The sequence below is a fragment of the Burkholderia lata genome (assembly GCF_902499335.1).
In the GTDB taxonomy this organism is placed as follows: Bacteria; Pseudomonadota; Gammaproteobacteria; order Burkholderiales; family Burkholderiaceae; genus Burkholderia; species Burkholderia lata_B.
Genome location: NZ_CABVQK010000001.1, coordinates 582,039 through 598,429 on the forward strand (window position 1 = coordinate 582,039; position 16,391 = coordinate 598,429).

The 16,391-nt window shown below is 67.8% G+C and carries 11 protein-coding genes and 1 pseudogene; all 12 read right to left on the reverse strand.

Features of this window, described 5'->3' with window-relative positions; translation table 11 throughout:
• Positions 1 to 8 precede the first annotated feature (8 nt).
• Positions 9 to 1,010: an OmpA family protein gene (locus BCO18175_RS02730; protein ID WP_174979234.1), complete on the reverse strand. Its 1,002-nt coding sequence runs from the start codon at positions 1,008 to 1,010 to the stop codon at positions 9 to 11.
• Positions 1,011 to 1,168: 158 nt separating this feature from the next.
• Positions 1,169 to 3,139, reverse strand: coding sequence for an APC family permease (locus BCO18175_RS02735; protein ID WP_174979235.1), 1,971 nt, complete (start codon positions 3,137 to 3,139; stop codon positions 1,169 to 1,171).
• Between the two features lie 201 nt (positions 3,140 to 3,340).
• Positions 3,341 to 4,336, reverse strand: a pseudogene (locus BCO18175_RS02740) (glucokinase); the annotation flags it as partial.
• A gap of 172 nt (positions 4,337 to 4,508) precedes the next feature.
• Entirely contained in the window at positions 4,509 to 5,927 is a 1,419-nt protein-coding gene (locus BCO18175_RS02745) for a maltoporin (RefSeq protein ID WP_217483898.1), read from the reverse strand.
• A 132-nt stretch (positions 5,928 to 6,059) separates the two neighbouring features.
• A complete protein-coding gene (locus tag BCO18175_RS02750; RefSeq protein WP_174979237.1) occupies positions 6,060 to 7,214 on the reverse strand; it encodes a Gfo/Idh/MocA family protein in 1,155 nt (384 codons plus the stop codon).
• Positions 7,211 to 8,020 carry a ThuA domain-containing protein gene (locus tag BCO18175_RS02755; RefSeq protein WP_174979238.1) on the reverse strand — a complete coding sequence of 270 codons (810 nt, stop codon included), beginning with the start codon at positions 8,018 to 8,020 and terminating at the stop codon, positions 7,211 to 7,213. Before BCO18175_RS02755 ends, BCO18175_RS02750 begins: the two co-directional genes overlap by 4 nt.
• 91 nt (positions 8,021 to 8,111) lie before the next feature.
• The gene (locus tag BCO18175_RS02760) at positions 8,112 to 9,248 is read right to left on the reverse strand and encodes an ABC transporter ATP-binding protein (RefSeq protein WP_174979239.1); all 1,137 of its coding nucleotides are present in this window, start codon (positions 9,246 to 9,248) and stop codon (positions 8,112 to 8,114) included.
• A 39-nt stretch (positions 9,249 to 9,287) separates the two neighbouring features.
• Complete coding sequence (locus BCO18175_RS02765; RefSeq protein ID WP_174979240.1) at positions 9,288 to 10,118, reverse strand: carbohydrate ABC transporter permease; 831 nt, start codon at positions 10,116 to 10,118, stop codon at positions 9,288 to 9,290.
• A 1-nt stretch (position 10,119) separates the two neighbouring features.
• Positions 10,120 to 10,956, reverse strand: a complete 837-nt coding sequence (locus BCO18175_RS02770; RefSeq protein ID WP_217483899.1) for a carbohydrate ABC transporter permease — start codon at positions 10,954 to 10,956, stop codon at positions 10,120 to 10,122.
• A 189-nt stretch (positions 10,957 to 11,145) separates the two neighbouring features.
• Positions 11,146 to 12,414 (reverse strand): ABC transporter substrate-binding protein, encoded by a 1,269-nt coding sequence (locus BCO18175_RS02775; protein WP_174979241.1) that lies wholly within the window; start codon positions 12,412 to 12,414, stop codon positions 11,146 to 11,148.
• 148 nt (positions 12,415 to 12,562) lie between these two features.
• Positions 12,563 to 15,175 carry an ATP-binding protein gene (locus BCO18175_RS02780; RefSeq protein WP_254607947.1) on the reverse strand — a complete coding sequence of 871 codons (2,613 nt, stop codon included), beginning with the start codon at positions 15,173 to 15,175 and terminating at the stop codon, positions 12,563 to 12,565.
• A gap of 10 nt (positions 15,176 to 15,185) precedes the next feature.
• Entirely contained in the window at positions 15,186 to 15,908 is a 723-nt protein-coding gene (locus BCO18175_RS02785; RefSeq protein WP_174979243.1) for a winged helix-turn-helix domain-containing protein, read from the reverse strand.
• Between the last annotated feature and the right edge of the window lie 483 nt (positions 15,909 to 16,391).

The window sequence follows — 16,391 nt, forward strand, 5'->3', positions numbered from 1 at the left end:
GAACGGAATTACTGCTGCACGAGCTCGACGCGGCGATTCTGCGCGCGGCCCGCGTCGTCGGCATTGGACGCGACCGGCGACAGCGACGCGACACCCTTCGCAACCAGGCGTGCCGGCGCGATCCGGTACGTCGCGGCAAGCGCCTGCGTGACGGCCTCCGCACGCTTCTGCGACAGGTCGACGTTGCGCGCGAGCGGCCCCTGGTTGTCGGTATGCCCGACGATATAGACCTTCAGCGCCGGGTTGGCCGTCAGCAGCTTTGCCATCTCGTCGAGCTGCGCCTTCGACTCGGGCTTCACCTGTGCCTTATCGGTGTCGAAGTAGATGCCGTACAACGCGATCTTGCCCGTCGCGGCAAGCCCCTTCTGCAGCGCGCCGGCATCGACCACCTTCACCTGCCCCGTCTGCATCGGCTTCACCTCGACGACTTCCTCGTAGACGAGCGTACGTTTGTTCGACGCCGAATCGTCCATCACGTGCACGAACACATACGCATCGCCCAACGCGCGCGGCAGCTTTGCGAGAATCGTCCGGTGCTTGTCGCCGAAATTCGCGTCACCGAAACCGGCCTTGCGCATGCGCCCGGAATTGATCACCAGGCTCTGGAAATCGCTGCCGCCGCTCTTGCCGCACTGTTCCGCCGTGCAACGAAACAGGATCTGGAAGCCGCCCTTCTGCAGCGCATCGAGATAGTTGCGCTCGACTTCGAGCGTCGACTTGTCGCCACCGATCGTATAGCCGATGCGCGTGACCTTCCCTTCCAGGTTCAGCCCCTTCGCGGTCTTCTCGTCGTCGACCGGCTGGTTCGGCAGGAACGCCTCGTCGAATGCCGTCTGCGAATAGGCCTTGATCGTCGCGCCTGAAAAGCGCGAGACCAGCGGATGGTCCTTGGCACCGGGCACGTCGCCGGCGGCACACGCGAGCGCGGAAAGCGACAGCAGCACGGCGGCGGACAGCGCGCGCGGGCCGTGGCGCAAGAAACGGGTGGCGGTCGTGGAGGCGGTCGTCATGAAGTCTCTCGGAAAGGATTTATTGTTGATTCGAAGCGCGCGAATCTTACCAAATCTTTCCGACGAAACCAGCGAATTGTTTTCTATTGCTTAAGATCTGACGCGATACGTCAGGTTGAATCGTTTTCATCGGCCAGGCGAGCCGTCTCGCCCGCCCGCTACCCGACATTCATCGGCAACAGCACCATCTGCTTGCCCTCGACGTGCAGGCGCGCCTGCAGTTCGACGGGCGTCTGGTTGTGCAGCCAGGCCGTGAGGAAATTCACGCGCCGGAAGATCAGCTTGCTCGCGAAGCACACCGAGTTCGGATACTCGTCGAGCGTCGACGACGCGAGGTTCATGAATTCGACGACGGGATTCGTGCCGAACGCGATCCGGTAGTCGGCCGCGATGCCGTTGCGGCGGCAGTGCGCGACATAGTAGTCGAGCGATTCGGTGATCGCATGACGCAACCGTTCAAGATGTTCGTGGCCGTCGTATGCCTTCGCATCGACTTCGCCGACCGCGAGGAAGATCACGTTGCGGAAATGCCCGGGAAACAGCCGGTTGACCCACAGCAGCGCGTGCATGCTCGCGCCGCGATGCTTGCCGACCAGCAGCACGGCCGTCGGCTGCAGCGGATCGGGCTTGCCCGGCGCGGTCGCCTCGTCGACTTCGGGCGTCTTCCCCGAGAACAGCGCGTCTTCCTTCGCGAGCTGCGCACGCGTATAGGCGTAGTGGCGGTTGATCATGAAGCACAGCGCGATCACCGCGCTCGTCACGAGCACCGTGAGCCAGCCGCCCGCCGTGAACTTCTCGATCAGCGTGATGACGAGCACGGTCGCCGTCACGCTCAGCCCGAGCGCCGACAGGAAGAAGTGCTTGAACCAGCCCTGCTCGCTGCGATGGCGCCACCAGTACGTGCACAGCCCGAGCAGCGACAGGCTGAACGTGAGGAACACGTTGATGCTGTACAGCACGACGAGCACGTCGACACTGCCGTGCGTCCACAAGAGGATCAGCAGGCTCGACAGCCCGACGACGATGATCCCGTTCTGCCGCACGAGACGCCCGGACAGGTCGCGGAAATGGCGCGGCACCCACGAATCCGACGCCATGTTCGACAGCACGGCCGGGCCGTCGAGGAAGCCGGTCTGCGCGCCGACCATCAGCAGTCCGGCCTCGAACGCGAGCACGGCCGCGAGCAATGCGTGGCGCGCGAACGCCGAGCCGAGCCCGAGATGGTCGATCACGCTGCCGAACACGACCGCGTTGAGCGTCTGGCCTTCGACGGGCCGCGCGTGCCACAGCATGTACAGCAGGATGATGCCGCCGGCCGTGAACGCGAGCGACGTCGACATGTACCACATCGTCACCTTGCCGTTCGGCACGCGCGGGTCCGCCAGCATGTTCACGTTGTTCGACACGGCCTCGAGGCCCGTATAGGTGCCGCCGCCGAGCGAGAACGCGCGCATCAGTAGCGCGAGCATCACGAATACGCCGAGCGACTGCGACATCCCGTGTGCCTCGTGCACGGCATCGGGCACGATCATCGCGAGGTTGCTGCCGTGCACGGCAACGCCGTACACGATCAGCGCGAAGTGCAGGATCACGAAGCCGATGAAGATCGGCAGCAGCACCATGATCGATTCGCGCATCCCGCGGAAATTGAGCCCCGTCATCAGCAGGATCAGCACGATCTCGGTCGTGAGCTTGAACGCCTGCGCGCTCACCGGCAGCAGGCTGAAGAATGCGTCGACGCCGCTCGCGAGCGACGTCGCGACGGTCAGCACGTAGTCGACCAGCAATGCCGCGCCGGATACCAGCCCCGGCTTCGACCCGAGCAGCGACGTCGCGACGCGGTAGCCGCCGCCGCCCGTCGGGAACAGCTCGATCACCTGGTTGTAGCCGAGCGCGATGATGAACACGGTCGCCGCCGTCGCGAGCGCGAGGAACAGCGCGAGCGGCGTGTGATGCGCCAGCGCGAGAAACGCTTCTTCCGGGCCGTAGCATGACGACGACAGCCCGTCGGCGCCGAGCCCGACCCAGGCCAGCAGCGGCGTCACGGCGATCGCATGGCGCGTGCGTGGATCGAGCGGATCGAGCGGCTTTCCGACGAGCAATTGCCAGACCTTCTCAACTCTTGTCACGACGCCTCCCGAGCGCGATACGCCGAAGCCTCCCCATCAACGATAAATGAGCTGCCGATCAACTTCCAGTCCGCACATTCCATAGGAGAATGGCGAATCCGGACAATTTTCTTTCAGGATGCCGACGTATTTCCGACTAATCGATGACATTACGTCATACTGCGGACGCGTGAAGCGACTGCACCGTCAATCGGCCTCGCCGAGCACGCGTGCCAGCAACCGCGAAACGCCGGCGAACGCCGGAAACGGCGCGGTGATCACGAACGTCGGAATGCGCGCGAGATAGCCCGCGAAACGGCCTTTCGCCTCGAAGCGCGCGCGAAACGGCGAAGCATCGAAACGCGCGCCGAGTCGCGGCACCACCCCGCCGCCGATATGGATGCCGCCGGTCGCGCCGAGCGTCAGTGCCAGGTTGCCCGCGAGCGTCCCGAGCATGCCGCAGAAGCAATCGAGCGTCTCGCCGCAATCCGGATCGCCCGCGAGCATGCGCTCGACGATGACGGCCGGATCGGTCTCGACGACCGCACGGCCGTCGCGCGCAGCCAGCGCCTCATGAATCACCGCGATACCGGGGCCGGCCGCGAGCCGCTCGAACGACACGTGCGGCCAGCGCTTGCGCGCATGGGCGAGCACCCGATCCTCGCGCTCGTCCGACGGCGCGAACGACACGTGCCCGCCTTCGCCGGACAGCGGCACCCACGCGTCGCCCGCACGCACGAGCGCCGACACGCCAAGCCCGGTACCGGCCCCGAGCACGCCGATCGTGCCGCCCGCCTGCGCGCATCCGCCCCCCACCTGTCGCCGGTGCCCGGCCGGCAGGTACGGCACCGCCATCGCCAGCGCCGCGAAGTCGTTGACCACGTGCAGCGTGTCGAACCCGAGCGCCCGGCGCGTCGCATCGACCGAGAAACACCAGTCGAAGTTGGTCATGCGAACCGTGTCGCCGTCCACCGGGTTGGCGATCGCGATCGCCGCGTGACGGACCGGCGCGGCGCCCGCCTCACGCAAGTACGACCGTATCGCGCCCGCGACATCCGTATGGTCGCCGCACCGATACACACGCACGCAGCCGATTGCGCCGCGCGCGGTCTCCAGCGCGAAGCGCGCGTTCGTGCCGCCGATATCCGCCAGCAGGCGGGGGCCGACCGCCCCCGACACGCCGGCACCTGTACCTCCACCGCGGACCGGATCGCTCATCGTGCCTCCCGGAAAGTCGCGGCCCGCCGGGCCCGCACGCCCCGGCACGGCCGCGCCGCGCACCGCGCGAAACGGCTCGGGCCAGCGCCGAACCGCGGCCCGCCCGCTCCTCGCGACAGCGCAAGCGCATCGCCCTCCTTCTGCATCGTCATGGGCAGCTCCATCATGTCGGCTACCACCACCATTCGACCTGCGCGCCGACGGTCGAGCCCGAGCGCGACGTACCGAAAACACCCGTCGTCGACAGCGGATCGCCAGGCGCCGCCGCATCCTGCGCGGCCTGATTCCAGCGCGCGTACGTATAGAACACGCGGAATTCCGGCCGCGACCAGAACGAGCGGTCCATCGCGAGCGTCAGCGCCACGCTCGCCTTGAGCAGCGTGCGCGTCGGTCCCCCGGAAGGCGTGACGCGATCGTGCCCGAAGTCGCCCTGCAGCTTGACGTGCTGCGTGAACGCGTACACGGGCCGCACGCCCATCGACACCCAGGTCTGCGATCCGCCCGCCGGCGCGATGTCGCGCTGGTAGATGCCGACGACCTGCCCGCCGAAGTTCTGCGTGGCCTGCCAGTCGAATGCGTCGAGCACACGAATGCTCTTGTAGCGATTGTCATTGGTCAGCGTCCCCGTGTAGCCGAGTCCGGTGCCGGGACCGACGCCGTACTGCACCGCCAGCTTGTTCTTGCCGCCGAGCAGGTTGGTCTGCACGTGCTGAACCGTGAACGACCATCCGCCGTGCGCGTCCTGCAATACCCCGCTCGCATTCAGTACCGGCGCACGGGCGGGAATGTACGACAGCCCGAACTGCAGTTCGCCGCCCGGATTCGGATGCACGCCCGACAACTGGAGGTCGTGGCGGGTCGCGTAGTTGGGCTGGTCGATATAGTCCTCGCGAAACAGCGCGTAGCTGAGCTTCAGGCCGCCACCGATCGGCACGTTCTCGATGCCGGCGCCGAGGCCGCTCGGGTTCCAGTAATAGAAATCGTCGATGTGGACGTCGTTGCGCCGGTAGTAGATGCGGCCGAACCAGATTCGCGTGCCGTCGAGCCCGGGAATGTCGGTGAGCTGCACATACGACTGCGGCAGGCGAATCCGCCCGTGGTCGCCGTTGAAGGTCGGCGTGCGATCGAGATCGTTCACGAGGCTTGCCATGCCCACCGCGGAAAGCTGCATGCCGTTCGAGAACTTGTAGAGCGTCTGGTCGATCTCGAGTTCGCCGTAGACCTGGCATTCGTTGCCCAGCCGATATTTGCTCGACGCGCCGGGCAGCTGGAAGCAGGCCTGCGAATGGCCGTCGCTGGTTCCGACGCCGGCCCGCATATAGCCGTGGAACTGCGTCCAGGGTGTCAGTTGATTCCATGCCGACGACGGCGTCGGCGTGACCACGTTGGCCGGGCTGGTGTCGGCCGGCACGACGCCGGTCGACTGCGAGAGGCCGCCCGGACCGGTATCGGCGGCCACGGTCGAGACGGGATCCGGCGCCGCATGCAACGCCATCGATGCGGCGGTCAGCGAGCAGGCGGCGGCGAGCCGCGCGAGTCGGAAAGGCATACGCACGCGGCGGCGCGCCGCGCGGCTTGCTTCGTTGAACATGAACGTGTCTCCAAACGTAGGATGCGCGCCGCGTACGATGCGCGGCGTCGTCGAATGTGTATTGATGCCGGGCCGTCCGCCCCGGTTACGGCGTGCCGGCGCGACTGACGCGCCGCACCGGCACGGCGCCCGTCAGCCTGCGACGTCGAGATCGAGATCGAGCACCGGCGGCGCGCAGACGCTCGCCGGTTGCGGTGCATGGATGCGGATCGGCTCGCCCGCTGCCGCGCTCGCATAGATCGCGTCGAGAATCTCCATCACGATCAACCCTTCCTCGCCCGGCGCAGGATGTGGCACGTCGCACAGGATCGCCTCTGCGTAGTCGTACATCGCCGAACGCGCGCCGTCGGCCGGCGGATTCAGATGCATGTCGAACTGTGCGCCGTGCTGCTCGACGAAGATGTGCGCGTCGAACGTGTAACCTTCGTTCAGGTTCTTTTGCAGCAGACCGGCGCGCGTGCCGAGCAGGCGCGTCTCCATCAGCTCCGCCTCCTGGATATGGGTTGCCCACGATGCCTCGAGCGCGAGCGTCGCACCGTTGTCGAAACGGATCAGCGCGGCCGCGAGATCCTCGACGTCGAAGGTCTTGCCCGCACGCGTCGCGAGCGCACGCGCGATCGGATCGTAGGTACTGCCCATCACCCAGACCGGCTTCGGGTAGCCCATCAGCCACAGTGCGAGATCAAGGCGATGCACGCCGAGATCGATGAGCGGCCCGCCGCCCGCCAGCGCCTTCGTGCCGAACCAGCCGCCGAAGCCCGGCATCCCGCGCCGGCGGTGCCAGACGGTGCGGCCGAAGTAGAAATCGCCGAACACGCCACCATCGACCTGTGCCTTCAACGCGCGCGACTGCGCGCTGAAACGGTAGGAGAAATTGATCATCAGCCGCTTGCCGGCGCGCTGCGCGGCGATCAGCATCTCGCGGCCCTCGTCCGCGTTCAGCGCCATCGGCTTCTCGCACAGCACGTGGCAACCGGCATCGAACGCCGCGAGCGTCAGGTCGCGATGAAACTTGTTCGGCGTGCAGACGCTGACGACATCGAGCCGCTCCGCGGCGAACATCGCTTCCGCCGACGCGTAGCGTGCATCGATCCCGAACGCATCGCCGATCTTCGCGACGCGCTTCGCGTCGGGATCCGCGATCGCGACGACGTCGACGTCCGGGTGCTCGCGCCAGCCCTCGATATGCTTGCGGCCGATGCCGAGCCCGATCACGCCGACACGCAGGCGCCGGCCACGCGCCACCGCCGCGGCTTCAGGCAGCTCCACCTTGTAGTCGTCGTTCATGCGAGATCTCCCGCGGTCTGCTGGATACCGACGTGCGCGAACTGCCCGCTCTTCTCGCTGAGTGCCTCGAGCGGCGCCGACGACGGGCAACGGTCCGCGAGATTCACGCGCGGCGCGGCCCACTGCACCGCATTCGCGATCACGCGCTGCACGTTGCGATCGTGATAGGTCGGATAGGCTTCATGGCCCGGACGGAAGTAGAAGATCCGGCCGTGGCCGCGCTCCCAGCAACAGCCGGAGCGAAACACCTCGCCGCCCTCGAACCACGAGATGAACACCGTCGAATCCGGCTGCGGGATATCGAAGCGCTCGCCGTACATTTCCTCGTGCTGCAGCTCGAAATACTCGCCGAGCCCGGCCGCGATCGGATGCGACGGTTCGACGACCCACAACCGCTCCTTCTCGGCGGCCTCGCGCCACTTGAGCGAACAGTTCGTGCCGAGCAGGCGGCGGAAGATCTTCGAGAAATGCCCCGAATGCAGCACGATCAGGCCCATCCCCTCGAGCACGCGGCGCTGCACACGCTCGACGACTTCGTCGGATACCTTCGCATGCGCCTTGTGCCCCCACCAGATCAGCACGTCGCACGCGGCGAGCCGCGCCTCGTCGAGCCCGTGCTCCGGCTGGTCGAGCGTCGCGACGCCGATCTCGAGCGGCAGCGCGCCGTGCCCGAGCGCCGGCGTTTCTGCAAGCGCGCTGGCGATCACCTGGTGCAGGCCGTCCGGATAGATCGCGCGCACACCGGCGTTTTCGCGTTCGTGTTCGAATTCGTTCCAGACGATCACCGAAAGTTTTTTGCTTTGCATAACTATCCTTTTTGTATGAGTGGGCGCCGATTCGACAGCGGCCGCGCGCCGTGGCCGCCTGAAAGCCGTGACCGGATTTAGAGCGTGGTGCTCAGGCCGTCGCGCGCGCCGCGGCAGCGGCGTCGCTCGGCATGCGCACGGCCGCGCGGCCGTCCGGGTGAAACAGGTGCAGCGCGCCGACCGGCAGGTCGACGCGGATACGCTCGCCGATCCGCGCGCCGGCGGCGTCGGTCTTCGCGACGATCGGCTGCCTGGCAAGCGGCGTATCGAGGTAGAGATACGTGTGTTCGCCCATCTGCTCGACGTGCGCGACTTCTCCCGTTACGTCGCCGGCCCCGACCCGCACATGCTCGGGGCGAATGCCCAGCGTCACGTCGCCGCCTCGCGCGAGGCCGTCGCCCGACACGCTCGAGCCGAGCGCGTGGCCGCCGGCCAGCGCACGCACGTCGCGGGGGCCGGCCGACGCGACCGTCGCCGGCAGGAAGTTCATCGCCGGCGAACCGATGAAGCCGGCGACGAACTGGCTTGCCGGGCGGTGATAGAGGTCGAGCGGTGTGCCGACCTGCGCGATGCTCGCGACGCCGGCCCGCCCTTCGAGCGGGCGCAGCAGGACGATCTTGTCCGCGAGCGTCATCGCCTCGACCTGGTCGTGCGTCACGTAGATCATGCTGGTGCTGTCGAGGCTGCGGTGCAGCTTCGCGATCTCGACGCGCGTTTTCACGCGAAGCGCGGCATCGAGGTTCGACAGCGGCTCGTCGAACAGGAACACCTTCGGCTTGCGTACGATTGCGCGGCCGATCGCGACACGCTGCCGCTGCCCGCCGGACAGCGCACCGGGCTTGCGTCCGAGCAATTCGTCGAGGCGCAACGATTCCGACGCAAGCCGTACGCGCCGGTCGATCTCTTCCTTCGGCAGACCCAGGTGCCGCAGGCCGAACGCCATGTTTTCGTAGACCGACATGTGCGGATACAGCGCGTAGCTCTGGAACACCATCGCAATATCGCGGCGCGCGGGCGCCAGCGCATTGACGCAGCGCCCGTCGATCCACACGTCGCCGGCGCTCTGCTCGTCGAGTCCGGCGATGATCCGCAGCAACGTCGACTTGCCGCAGCCGGACGGGCCGATGAACACGCAGAACTCGCCGGGCTCGACCGTCAGGTTCACGTCATGGAGGATCGGCGTTGCACCGAACTGTTTGTGAAGACCGCTCAACTTGATCTGGCTCATGCTTTTGCTCCTGTTTGACGACGTCGGGCGCACGCCCGCTCAACCCTTGACCGCGCCTGCCGTCAGCCCGGACACGATCTGACGCTGGCAGACCATCACCAGCAGCACGAGCGGCACCGTGACGATCACCGACGCGGCCATGATCGTTCCCCACGGCAGTTCGAAGCTGCTCGCCCCGGAGATCATCGTGATCGCAACCGGGACCGTCCGCTGCCCGGACGAGATCGTGAAGGTCAGCGCGAACAGGAACTCGTTCCAGGCCGACACGAACGCGAGGAGCGACGTCGCGGCAAGCGCGGGCCGCAGCAGCGGCATGAAGATCCGGAAGATCAGCGTGAACACGCCGACCCCGTCGACCAGCGCCGCCTCCTCCAGCTCGCGCGGCAGCTCGCGCATGAACGTGACGAGGATCCAGATCGTGAACGGCAGCGTGAAGATCAGGTCGGACAGCACGAGCGCGCCGAGGCGGTCGTACAGGCCGAGTGCGCGGATCAGCTCGAACAGCCCCGACAGGATCGCGACCTGCGGAAACATCGACACGCCGAGGATGCACATCATCAGCACGCCGCGCCCGCGAAACGACACGCGGCCGAGCGCGTACGCAGCCAGCACCGACACCGCGAGCGACAGCGCCACCGCGCCGCCGGCGACCCATGCCGAATTCAGCAGGTACGCGCCGAACGGCTGGTCGCGGAACAGCTGCCGGTAGTTGTCGAGCGACGGGCTCGCCGGAAACAGCGACGTATCGAACAGCGCGTCGCCGTGCTTGACCGACGTGCCGATCATGTAGACGAGCGGGAACAGCGCGACCGTCAGCACGAGCGCCGACAGCACCCCGTACACCGCGGTCTCGAGCGGATGCTTCTTCATTTCAGGCCTCCTGGATCCGGCGCCGGCTGACGGCCATGTAGCCGACGGTGAACAGCACGATCGTCGCGAACAGCAGCATCGCCGACGCCGACCCGAAGCCCACCTGCTGGAAATCGATCAGTTGTTCGCGCACGTACACCGACATGCTTTTCGTGACGCGGCTGTTCGACGTCATCACGTAGATCAGGTCGAACACGCGCAATGCGTCGAGCGACCGGAAAATCATCGCGACCAGTACGCCCGGCAGGATCAGCGGCAGCGTCACCGACCGGAACACCCGCCAGCGCGGCACGCCGTCGACGCGTGCGGCCTCGTAGCAGTCGCGCGGCACGGTCTGCAGCGCGGCGAGCATCAGCAGCGCCATGAACGGCGTGGTCTTCCAGACGTCGACGAACACGATGGTCGGAAACACGAGGCGGGCATCGGCGGTGAACGCGAGCGGTTCGTGAATCGCGCCGATCGCCATCAGCATCGCATTGACGATGCCGAACTGGTCGTTGAGCATCCAGCTCCAGATCTTCGCGGAAACGACGGTCGGGATCGCCCACGGCACCAGCACGGCAGCGCGCAGCAGCGTGCGCAACCGCGACGGCACGTCGAGCAGCAGCGCCACGCCGAGCCCGGCGGCCGTCTCGAGCAGCACCGATACGACCGCGAACAGCACCGTGTTGCCCACCGCCTGCCACCACGACGGATCGCGCAGGACGCCCGCCGCGCCGACGTAGTTGTCGAGGCCGACGAACCGTCGCTGCGTCAGGTCGGACAGTTGCGCGTCGGTCAGGCTGAACCACGCGGTGCGCAACAGCGGCCAGCCTGCGATCGCCACCAGCATCAGCATCGCCGGCGCGACCAGCAGCCACGCCTGGCGTCGGCGGGCCCTCGCCAGGCCGGTTCCGGTTCGCGTCTGACTCTCTACTAACGAAGGAGTCCTGTCTATCTGGATGCTTGCGGTTCTCATGAGAAGTCTCCCGTCAGGGCCGGCGCCGTCGGGCAGCCGGCCGGGTCGATCGGTCGTGAGGCGCCGCGCTCAGCGCCAGTTGCCGGCCGGCGCGAGCCGGTTGAGCGACGAAGCGAGCCTCGCGAGCGCGCTCGCCGCGCCGTCGCTGCCCGCGAGCACGTCGTGCGCGGCATTCCAGAACTGGTTGCTGACCTGGTTGTATCGGGCACCGGTGACCGTCGACGGGCGCGCCACCGCGCTGTTGAAGGTCAGCAGCAGGTCGGCCATGAACGGGTTGGCCTGGAGGACGTCCTTGTCATGGTAGAGCGCGGGCATCGTCGGATTGAACGACGCCTGCACCGCGCGCATCTTCTGCACGTCCGCGCTCGACAGGTACATCACGAGATCGGCGGCCAGCTTCGGGTTCGGCGAGTAGCGCGACACCGCGAGCTGCCAGCCGCCGAGCGCGGCGGCCTGACGGCCGTCGGCGCCGCCCTTCGGCAGCGGCGCGATACCGACCTTGCCTTTCATCGGGCTGCCGGCGCGGTTCGTGATCGCCCATGCGTACGGCCAGTTGCGCATGAACACCGCATTGCCGGCCTGGAACACGCCGCGCGACTCTTCCTCGCCGTAGTTCAGCACCGCCTTCGGGCTGATCGTGCCGACCCATTTCGCGGCCTGGTCGAGCGCCTTGATCGCACCCGGGTTGTCGATCGTGACGCGCCCCTTGTCGTCGATCACCGTGCCGCCGTTGTGGCTGGCGACCCATTCGAGCGCATCGCAGGTGAGCCCTTCGTACGCACGCCCCTGCCAGACGTAGCCCCACACCTTCTCGTTGCCGGCAGCGCGTTCGCTCGCCTGGATCCTGCGCGCGGTCGCGTCGAGTTCGTCCCACGTCGCGGGCACCTTCGCCCGGTACTTGTCGAGCAGGTCCTTGCGGTAGTAGAGCAGGCCCGTGTCGATGAACCACGGCATCGCGACCAGTTTGCCGTTCACGGTGTTGTTCGCGACGATGCTCGGAAACGACTGGCTTTCCTGGCCTTTGCTGTACGGCTTCAGGTCGACCAGGTGGTTCGCGAGGATCCCCGGCCAGACCGTATCGATCTGCATCACGTCGATCTTGTCCGATCCGCTGCCGAGGAGCTGCTGGTAGAGCGCGAGCGTCTCGCTCGAGTTGTTCGGCATGCTGATGAACTCGACCTCGTTGCCGGTCTTCTCGGCCCAGCGCTTCGCCGATACCTGGCAGATGTCCTGGTCGACGCCTGCCGCGCCGCACGCAATCCTCAGCGTCGCCGCACCGGCCGTGGCGGCCGTTGTCGCAAGCGCCATCGCCAGCAAGACCGACTTGATCTTCGTCATGGGGTGTCTCCGTCCGTTGTTCGATTTTTACGCCGTGGCGTCGCGACTGCGTCGCCGCTGCCGTACCGCTATGAAACACCCGTCCCGTTAATCGAACATTTCGGAAACACGCGTTGCCATTAACAATCGAAACAATCGGCGCCGGGCGTCAGCCCAGCAGCGCGACGAGCGCCGCCAGATCGAACGGCTTCTGCACGAACGGCAGGTCCGCCCGCCAGTCGGGATGCGCCTGGTGCATCTCGGGCGGCAGGCCCGAGGTCAGCGCGACGCGCTGGGCCGGCCAGCGTTCAGCGAGCCGCGCGGCGAACGCGATGCCGCTGCCGCTCGCGCCAAGCGAAATGTCCGACAGCACCAGTTCGACCGGGCCATGCTCGGCCAGCCAGCGCAACGCGGCGTCACCGTCGGGCACCGCGTCGGCCCGTGCGCCAAGCACCGCGAACTGGCTGACCGCCGTGTCGCGCACCTCGGCATCGTCGTCCACCACCAGCACGCGCGCGCCCCGGCCCGCGTCGGCATCGCGGTCGCGCCCGGCCGCAGGCCCGCCGCGTCGCACCGCCGGCCCGCCGACGGGCGGCCCGCTGTCCGGCAACCGAAGCTCGACGCGCGTGCCCCGGCCGACCTCGCTGTGAATCCGCAAATCGCCGCCGCTTTGCCGGACGAACCCGTACACGCTGCTGAGCCCGAGCCCGCTGCCTTCGCCGGCGGCCTTGGTCGTGAAGAACGGCTCGATCACCTTGTCGAGCAGCACGGATGCGATGCCGCACCCGGTATCCGTCACGCTCAGCACGATCGTCGCCGGGCCGCCCGTCGCATCCGGCGCCGGCTCGCGATGCGCGGCCAGCGTGAGCGTCCCGCCGTCCGGCATCGCCGCCGCGCTGTTGAGCGTCAGGTTGAGCACCGCGTTCTCGAGCTGACCGCGGTCGACGTTCACCCACATCGTGTCGGCGGCCGGCTCCAGCACGACGGTCACGCGCTGCCCCGCCGAATACTCGACGAGGTCGAGCATTTCCGCGAGCATCCCCCGGACCGACACGCGCTCGGCCTGCAGCGGCTGACGCCGCGCGAACGCGAGCAGCCGCCGCGTGAGCCGCGACGCGCGCTCGGCCGCCCGGCGCGCACGTTCGGCCATCGTCTGCGCGTCATGCTGCCCGTCGAGCCGCGGCAGCAACATTTCGAGGTTGCCGAGAATCGCGACGAGAAAATTGTTGAAATCGTGCGCCACCCCGCCCGTCAACTGGCCGAGCACGTCCATCTTCTGCGCCTGACGCAGTTCGGCCTCGACCGCGCGGCGGCTCGTCAGGTCGCGGCATACCGATACCCATCCGCCATCCGGCAACGGCTGACAGTGGAACTCGAGCGTGCGCCGGTCGCTCAGGTGCAGCTCGGCGGACGCGGCGACGCGCACGCCGCCGGACGTGTGCGTCGCGGTCTCCGCCGATACCTGGTGCCACCGGGCGGGCCGGGCCAGCGCAGCGCGCAGCGCGGCGAGCGGCAGGCCCGCACTCAACGCGGCCGCGTCGATGCCGAGCAGCTTCGCGAACGTCGGGTTCCACGCGACCAGGCCGCCTTGCGTGTCGTGCACGGACACGCCGTCGTTCATCGAGTTGAGCACCGATTCCTGCAGGCGGCGCTGTGCTTCCAGCCCCTGGGTCAGTTGCTCCTTCTCGATCAGGTTGGTGCGAAACACCTCGAACGCGCGCGCCAGCTCGCCGATTTCGTCGGGCCGGTGCATCGACGGCATCCGGTCCGACGTGATGCCCTTCGCCAGGCGCGCCATCACGCGTGTCATCGCCTGCAGCTTGTGCAGGATGCGGCTGGCGTACGCCACGCCGAGCAATGCCACCACGACGCCCGCGACGGCCAGCAGCAGCAGGCCCGACTGGCTCGACACCGCGACCTTGCGCACCTTGTCGCTGCGCTCGCTCGCGATCTGCCGCAATCGCTCGACGTAGCGTGCGGACTTGCCGCTGAGGTGATCGGCGTGACCGCGCAACAGCGTGACGAGATAGCCGGTTTGCGCTTCGCTCGACAGAAACTCCCGGCGCACCGCGAACACGTTGCGCGCGCCGCCGTCGAGCTGCTGCAACGCGTCGGCGAGCGCGGGCTGGCTGCGATCCTCGCCGCGCTCGCGCACCCGCAGCCACAGCGCCTCGTTGTCGCTCTCCGCGCTGCCGAGCTCCGCCGCGTTCGCCGCCTGCAACGCGCCGGCCGTGCGCGCCCAGATTTCCAGCAGCGTCGGCGCTTGCCGTGCGATCAGCCCTTTCTGGCGCGCGATGCCGTCGCCGATGCTGTCGGTCGCGGCACGCAGGTCGGTCAGCTCGGCCTTGAGCTGCCGCTGCCGCCCCGATACGAGCAGCAGCCGCGCCAGATCCTGGTCGATCGCATCGAGATCGTCGATCACCGCGAGCCGGCCGCCCGCCCGCTCGGCCGTACCGGCCGGCTTGCCGAAACCCGGCGACAGGCGCCGGATGTCGCCGAGCAGGCCGCGCAGCAGCTCGGAATCGCTGTGCAGCAGGTCCGGCGAATCGGTCAGCATCATGCTCGGCGCGACCGCAGCGAGTTGCGCGACCTTGTCGGACAGCTCGAGCGCGCGCGCGATCTCCGGCACGACGTTCGCCTCGTATTCGTCGAGCGCGTTCTGGTTCGCGCGCATGCCGAGCACGCCGACCACCACGACCGCCAGCGTGATGCCGAACAGCACCAGGAACGTCGCGATCAGCTTGGCCCGCACGCTCCACGGGGGCAACGGGGTATGGGGCATGCGCATCGCGTCACACACGCACGACCGGCACCGAGAACACGTAACCGGCACCGCGCTGCGTACGGATATAGGTCGGGTGCTCGGGATTCGGTTCGATCTTGCGGCGCAGGCGCAGGATCAGCACGTCGATCGTGCGATCGTAGACGTCGATGCCGAAGCCGCGCGTGCGCTCCAGCAACTGCTCGCGGGACCAGACACGCGACGGCTGCTGCACCATCGCCGCCAGCAGCTCGAACTCGCCCTGCGTCAGCGCGCACGGATTGCCGCCGTGCGTCAGCGTCCGCGCCGCGAAATCGAGCGTCCAGCCGTCGAAGCAGAAGCGCGGGCCGCCGCCGTTCGATGCGGGACGCGGCATCGACAGTTCGGTCGTGCGGCGCAGCTGCGCGCGCACGCGCGCGATCAGCTCGCGCCCGGACACCGGCTTCGTGATGAAATCGTCCGCGGCGGTTTCGAGGCCGAGCACGCGGTCCGTCTCGTCGCCCAGCCCGCTGATCATGATGATCGATACGTCGGAGCGGCGCCGCAGCTCGCGCGCCACCGTCAGGCCGTCCTCGCCGCGCAGCTTCAGGTCGAGGATGACGAGCGCGTGCGGCGCGGCGGCCAGTTGCCGCTGCATCATCGCGGCACTGTCGGCCGTCGATACGTCGAACCCCGCCTCTTCCAGCACGCCCCTCAGCCAGGCGCGCACCTCCGGATCGTCGTCCAGCACCAGGACCCGATGTTTCTCTGACATGCGTGTTCTCCTCCATGCCGGCCGCGCTCGGAACGCGCGGCCGTGCCGGATGCGAATGTTGGCTGAAGCCGACCGACTCTGGCAAGTTCCGTCGGATCCGTGCCGGGGAGGAGCGCCGCGTCCCTGCGCGCGAAACGGGGCGCGCAGAAATGAACGGGCGCGCGATTCTAACGCTGCAAAAAATTTGCCGGATACCCGTCGGTACCGGTGAATACCCTGCACGGCGCGCGGTCGCGACGCGCTCCCCGCATTGCCAATTCGCGGTTACGACTGCCGGCATCGCACGCGGCATTGCCGCGCAGTTCGCAGGTTTGCCGTCATGCCCCAGGCCCGCATTCCGTCGTCACGTCCGGAACGCCGCGATACCGTCCCGGCCGGCCTCCCCCCCGCACCTCGACCGCTCGTCCGCGACCGCCGCCGGGCATGGGCCGGCGCGGCTTTCCGGTGACCCATTCCACAGATATGCCGAATGTGCGCGCGCAA

What these genes read in the sequence shown, in the direction of transcription:
- BCO18175_RS02750 (WP_174979237.1), bottom strand. Translation starts at nt 7,214, where the DNA reads ATGAACGACGACTACAAGGTGGAGCTGCCTGAAGCCGCGGCGGTGGCG.
- BCO18175_RS02760 (WP_174979239.1), bottom strand. Translation starts at nt 9,248, where the DNA reads ATGAGCCAGATCAAGTTGAGCGGTCTTCACAAACAGTTCGGTGCAACG.
- BCO18175_RS02765 (WP_174979240.1), bottom strand. Translation starts at nt 10,118, where the DNA reads ATGAAGAAGCATCCGCTCGAGACCGCGGTGTACGGGGTGCTGTCGGCG.
- BCO18175_RS02745 (WP_217483898.1), bottom strand. Translation starts at nt 5,927, where the DNA reads ATGTTCAACGAAGCAAGCCGCGCGGCGCGCCGCCGCGTGCGTATGCCT.
- BCO18175_RS02770 (WP_217483899.1), bottom strand. Translation starts at nt 10,956, where the DNA reads ATGCTGATGCTGGTGGCGATCGCAGGCTGGCCGCTGTTGCGCACCGCG.
- BCO18175_RS02775 (WP_174979241.1), bottom strand. Translation starts at nt 12,414, where the DNA reads ATGACGAAGATCAAGTCGGTCTTGCTGGCGATGGCGCTTGCGACAACG.
- BCO18175_RS02780 (WP_254607947.1), bottom strand. Translation starts at nt 15,175, where the DNA reads ATGCCCCATACCCCGTTGCCCCCGTGGAGCGTGCGGGCCAAGCTGATC.
- BCO18175_RS02755 (WP_174979238.1), bottom strand. Translation starts at nt 8,020, where the DNA reads ATGCAAAGCAAAAAACTTTCGGTGATCGTCTGGAACGAATTCGAACAC.
- BCO18175_RS02785 (WP_174979243.1), bottom strand. Translation starts at nt 15,908, where the DNA reads ATGTCAGAGAAACATCGGGTCCTGGTGCTGGACGACGATCCGGAGGTG.
- BCO18175_RS02730 (WP_174979234.1), bottom strand. Translation starts at nt 1,010, where the DNA reads ATGACGACCGCCTCCACGACCGCCACCCGTTTCTTGCGCCACGGCCCG.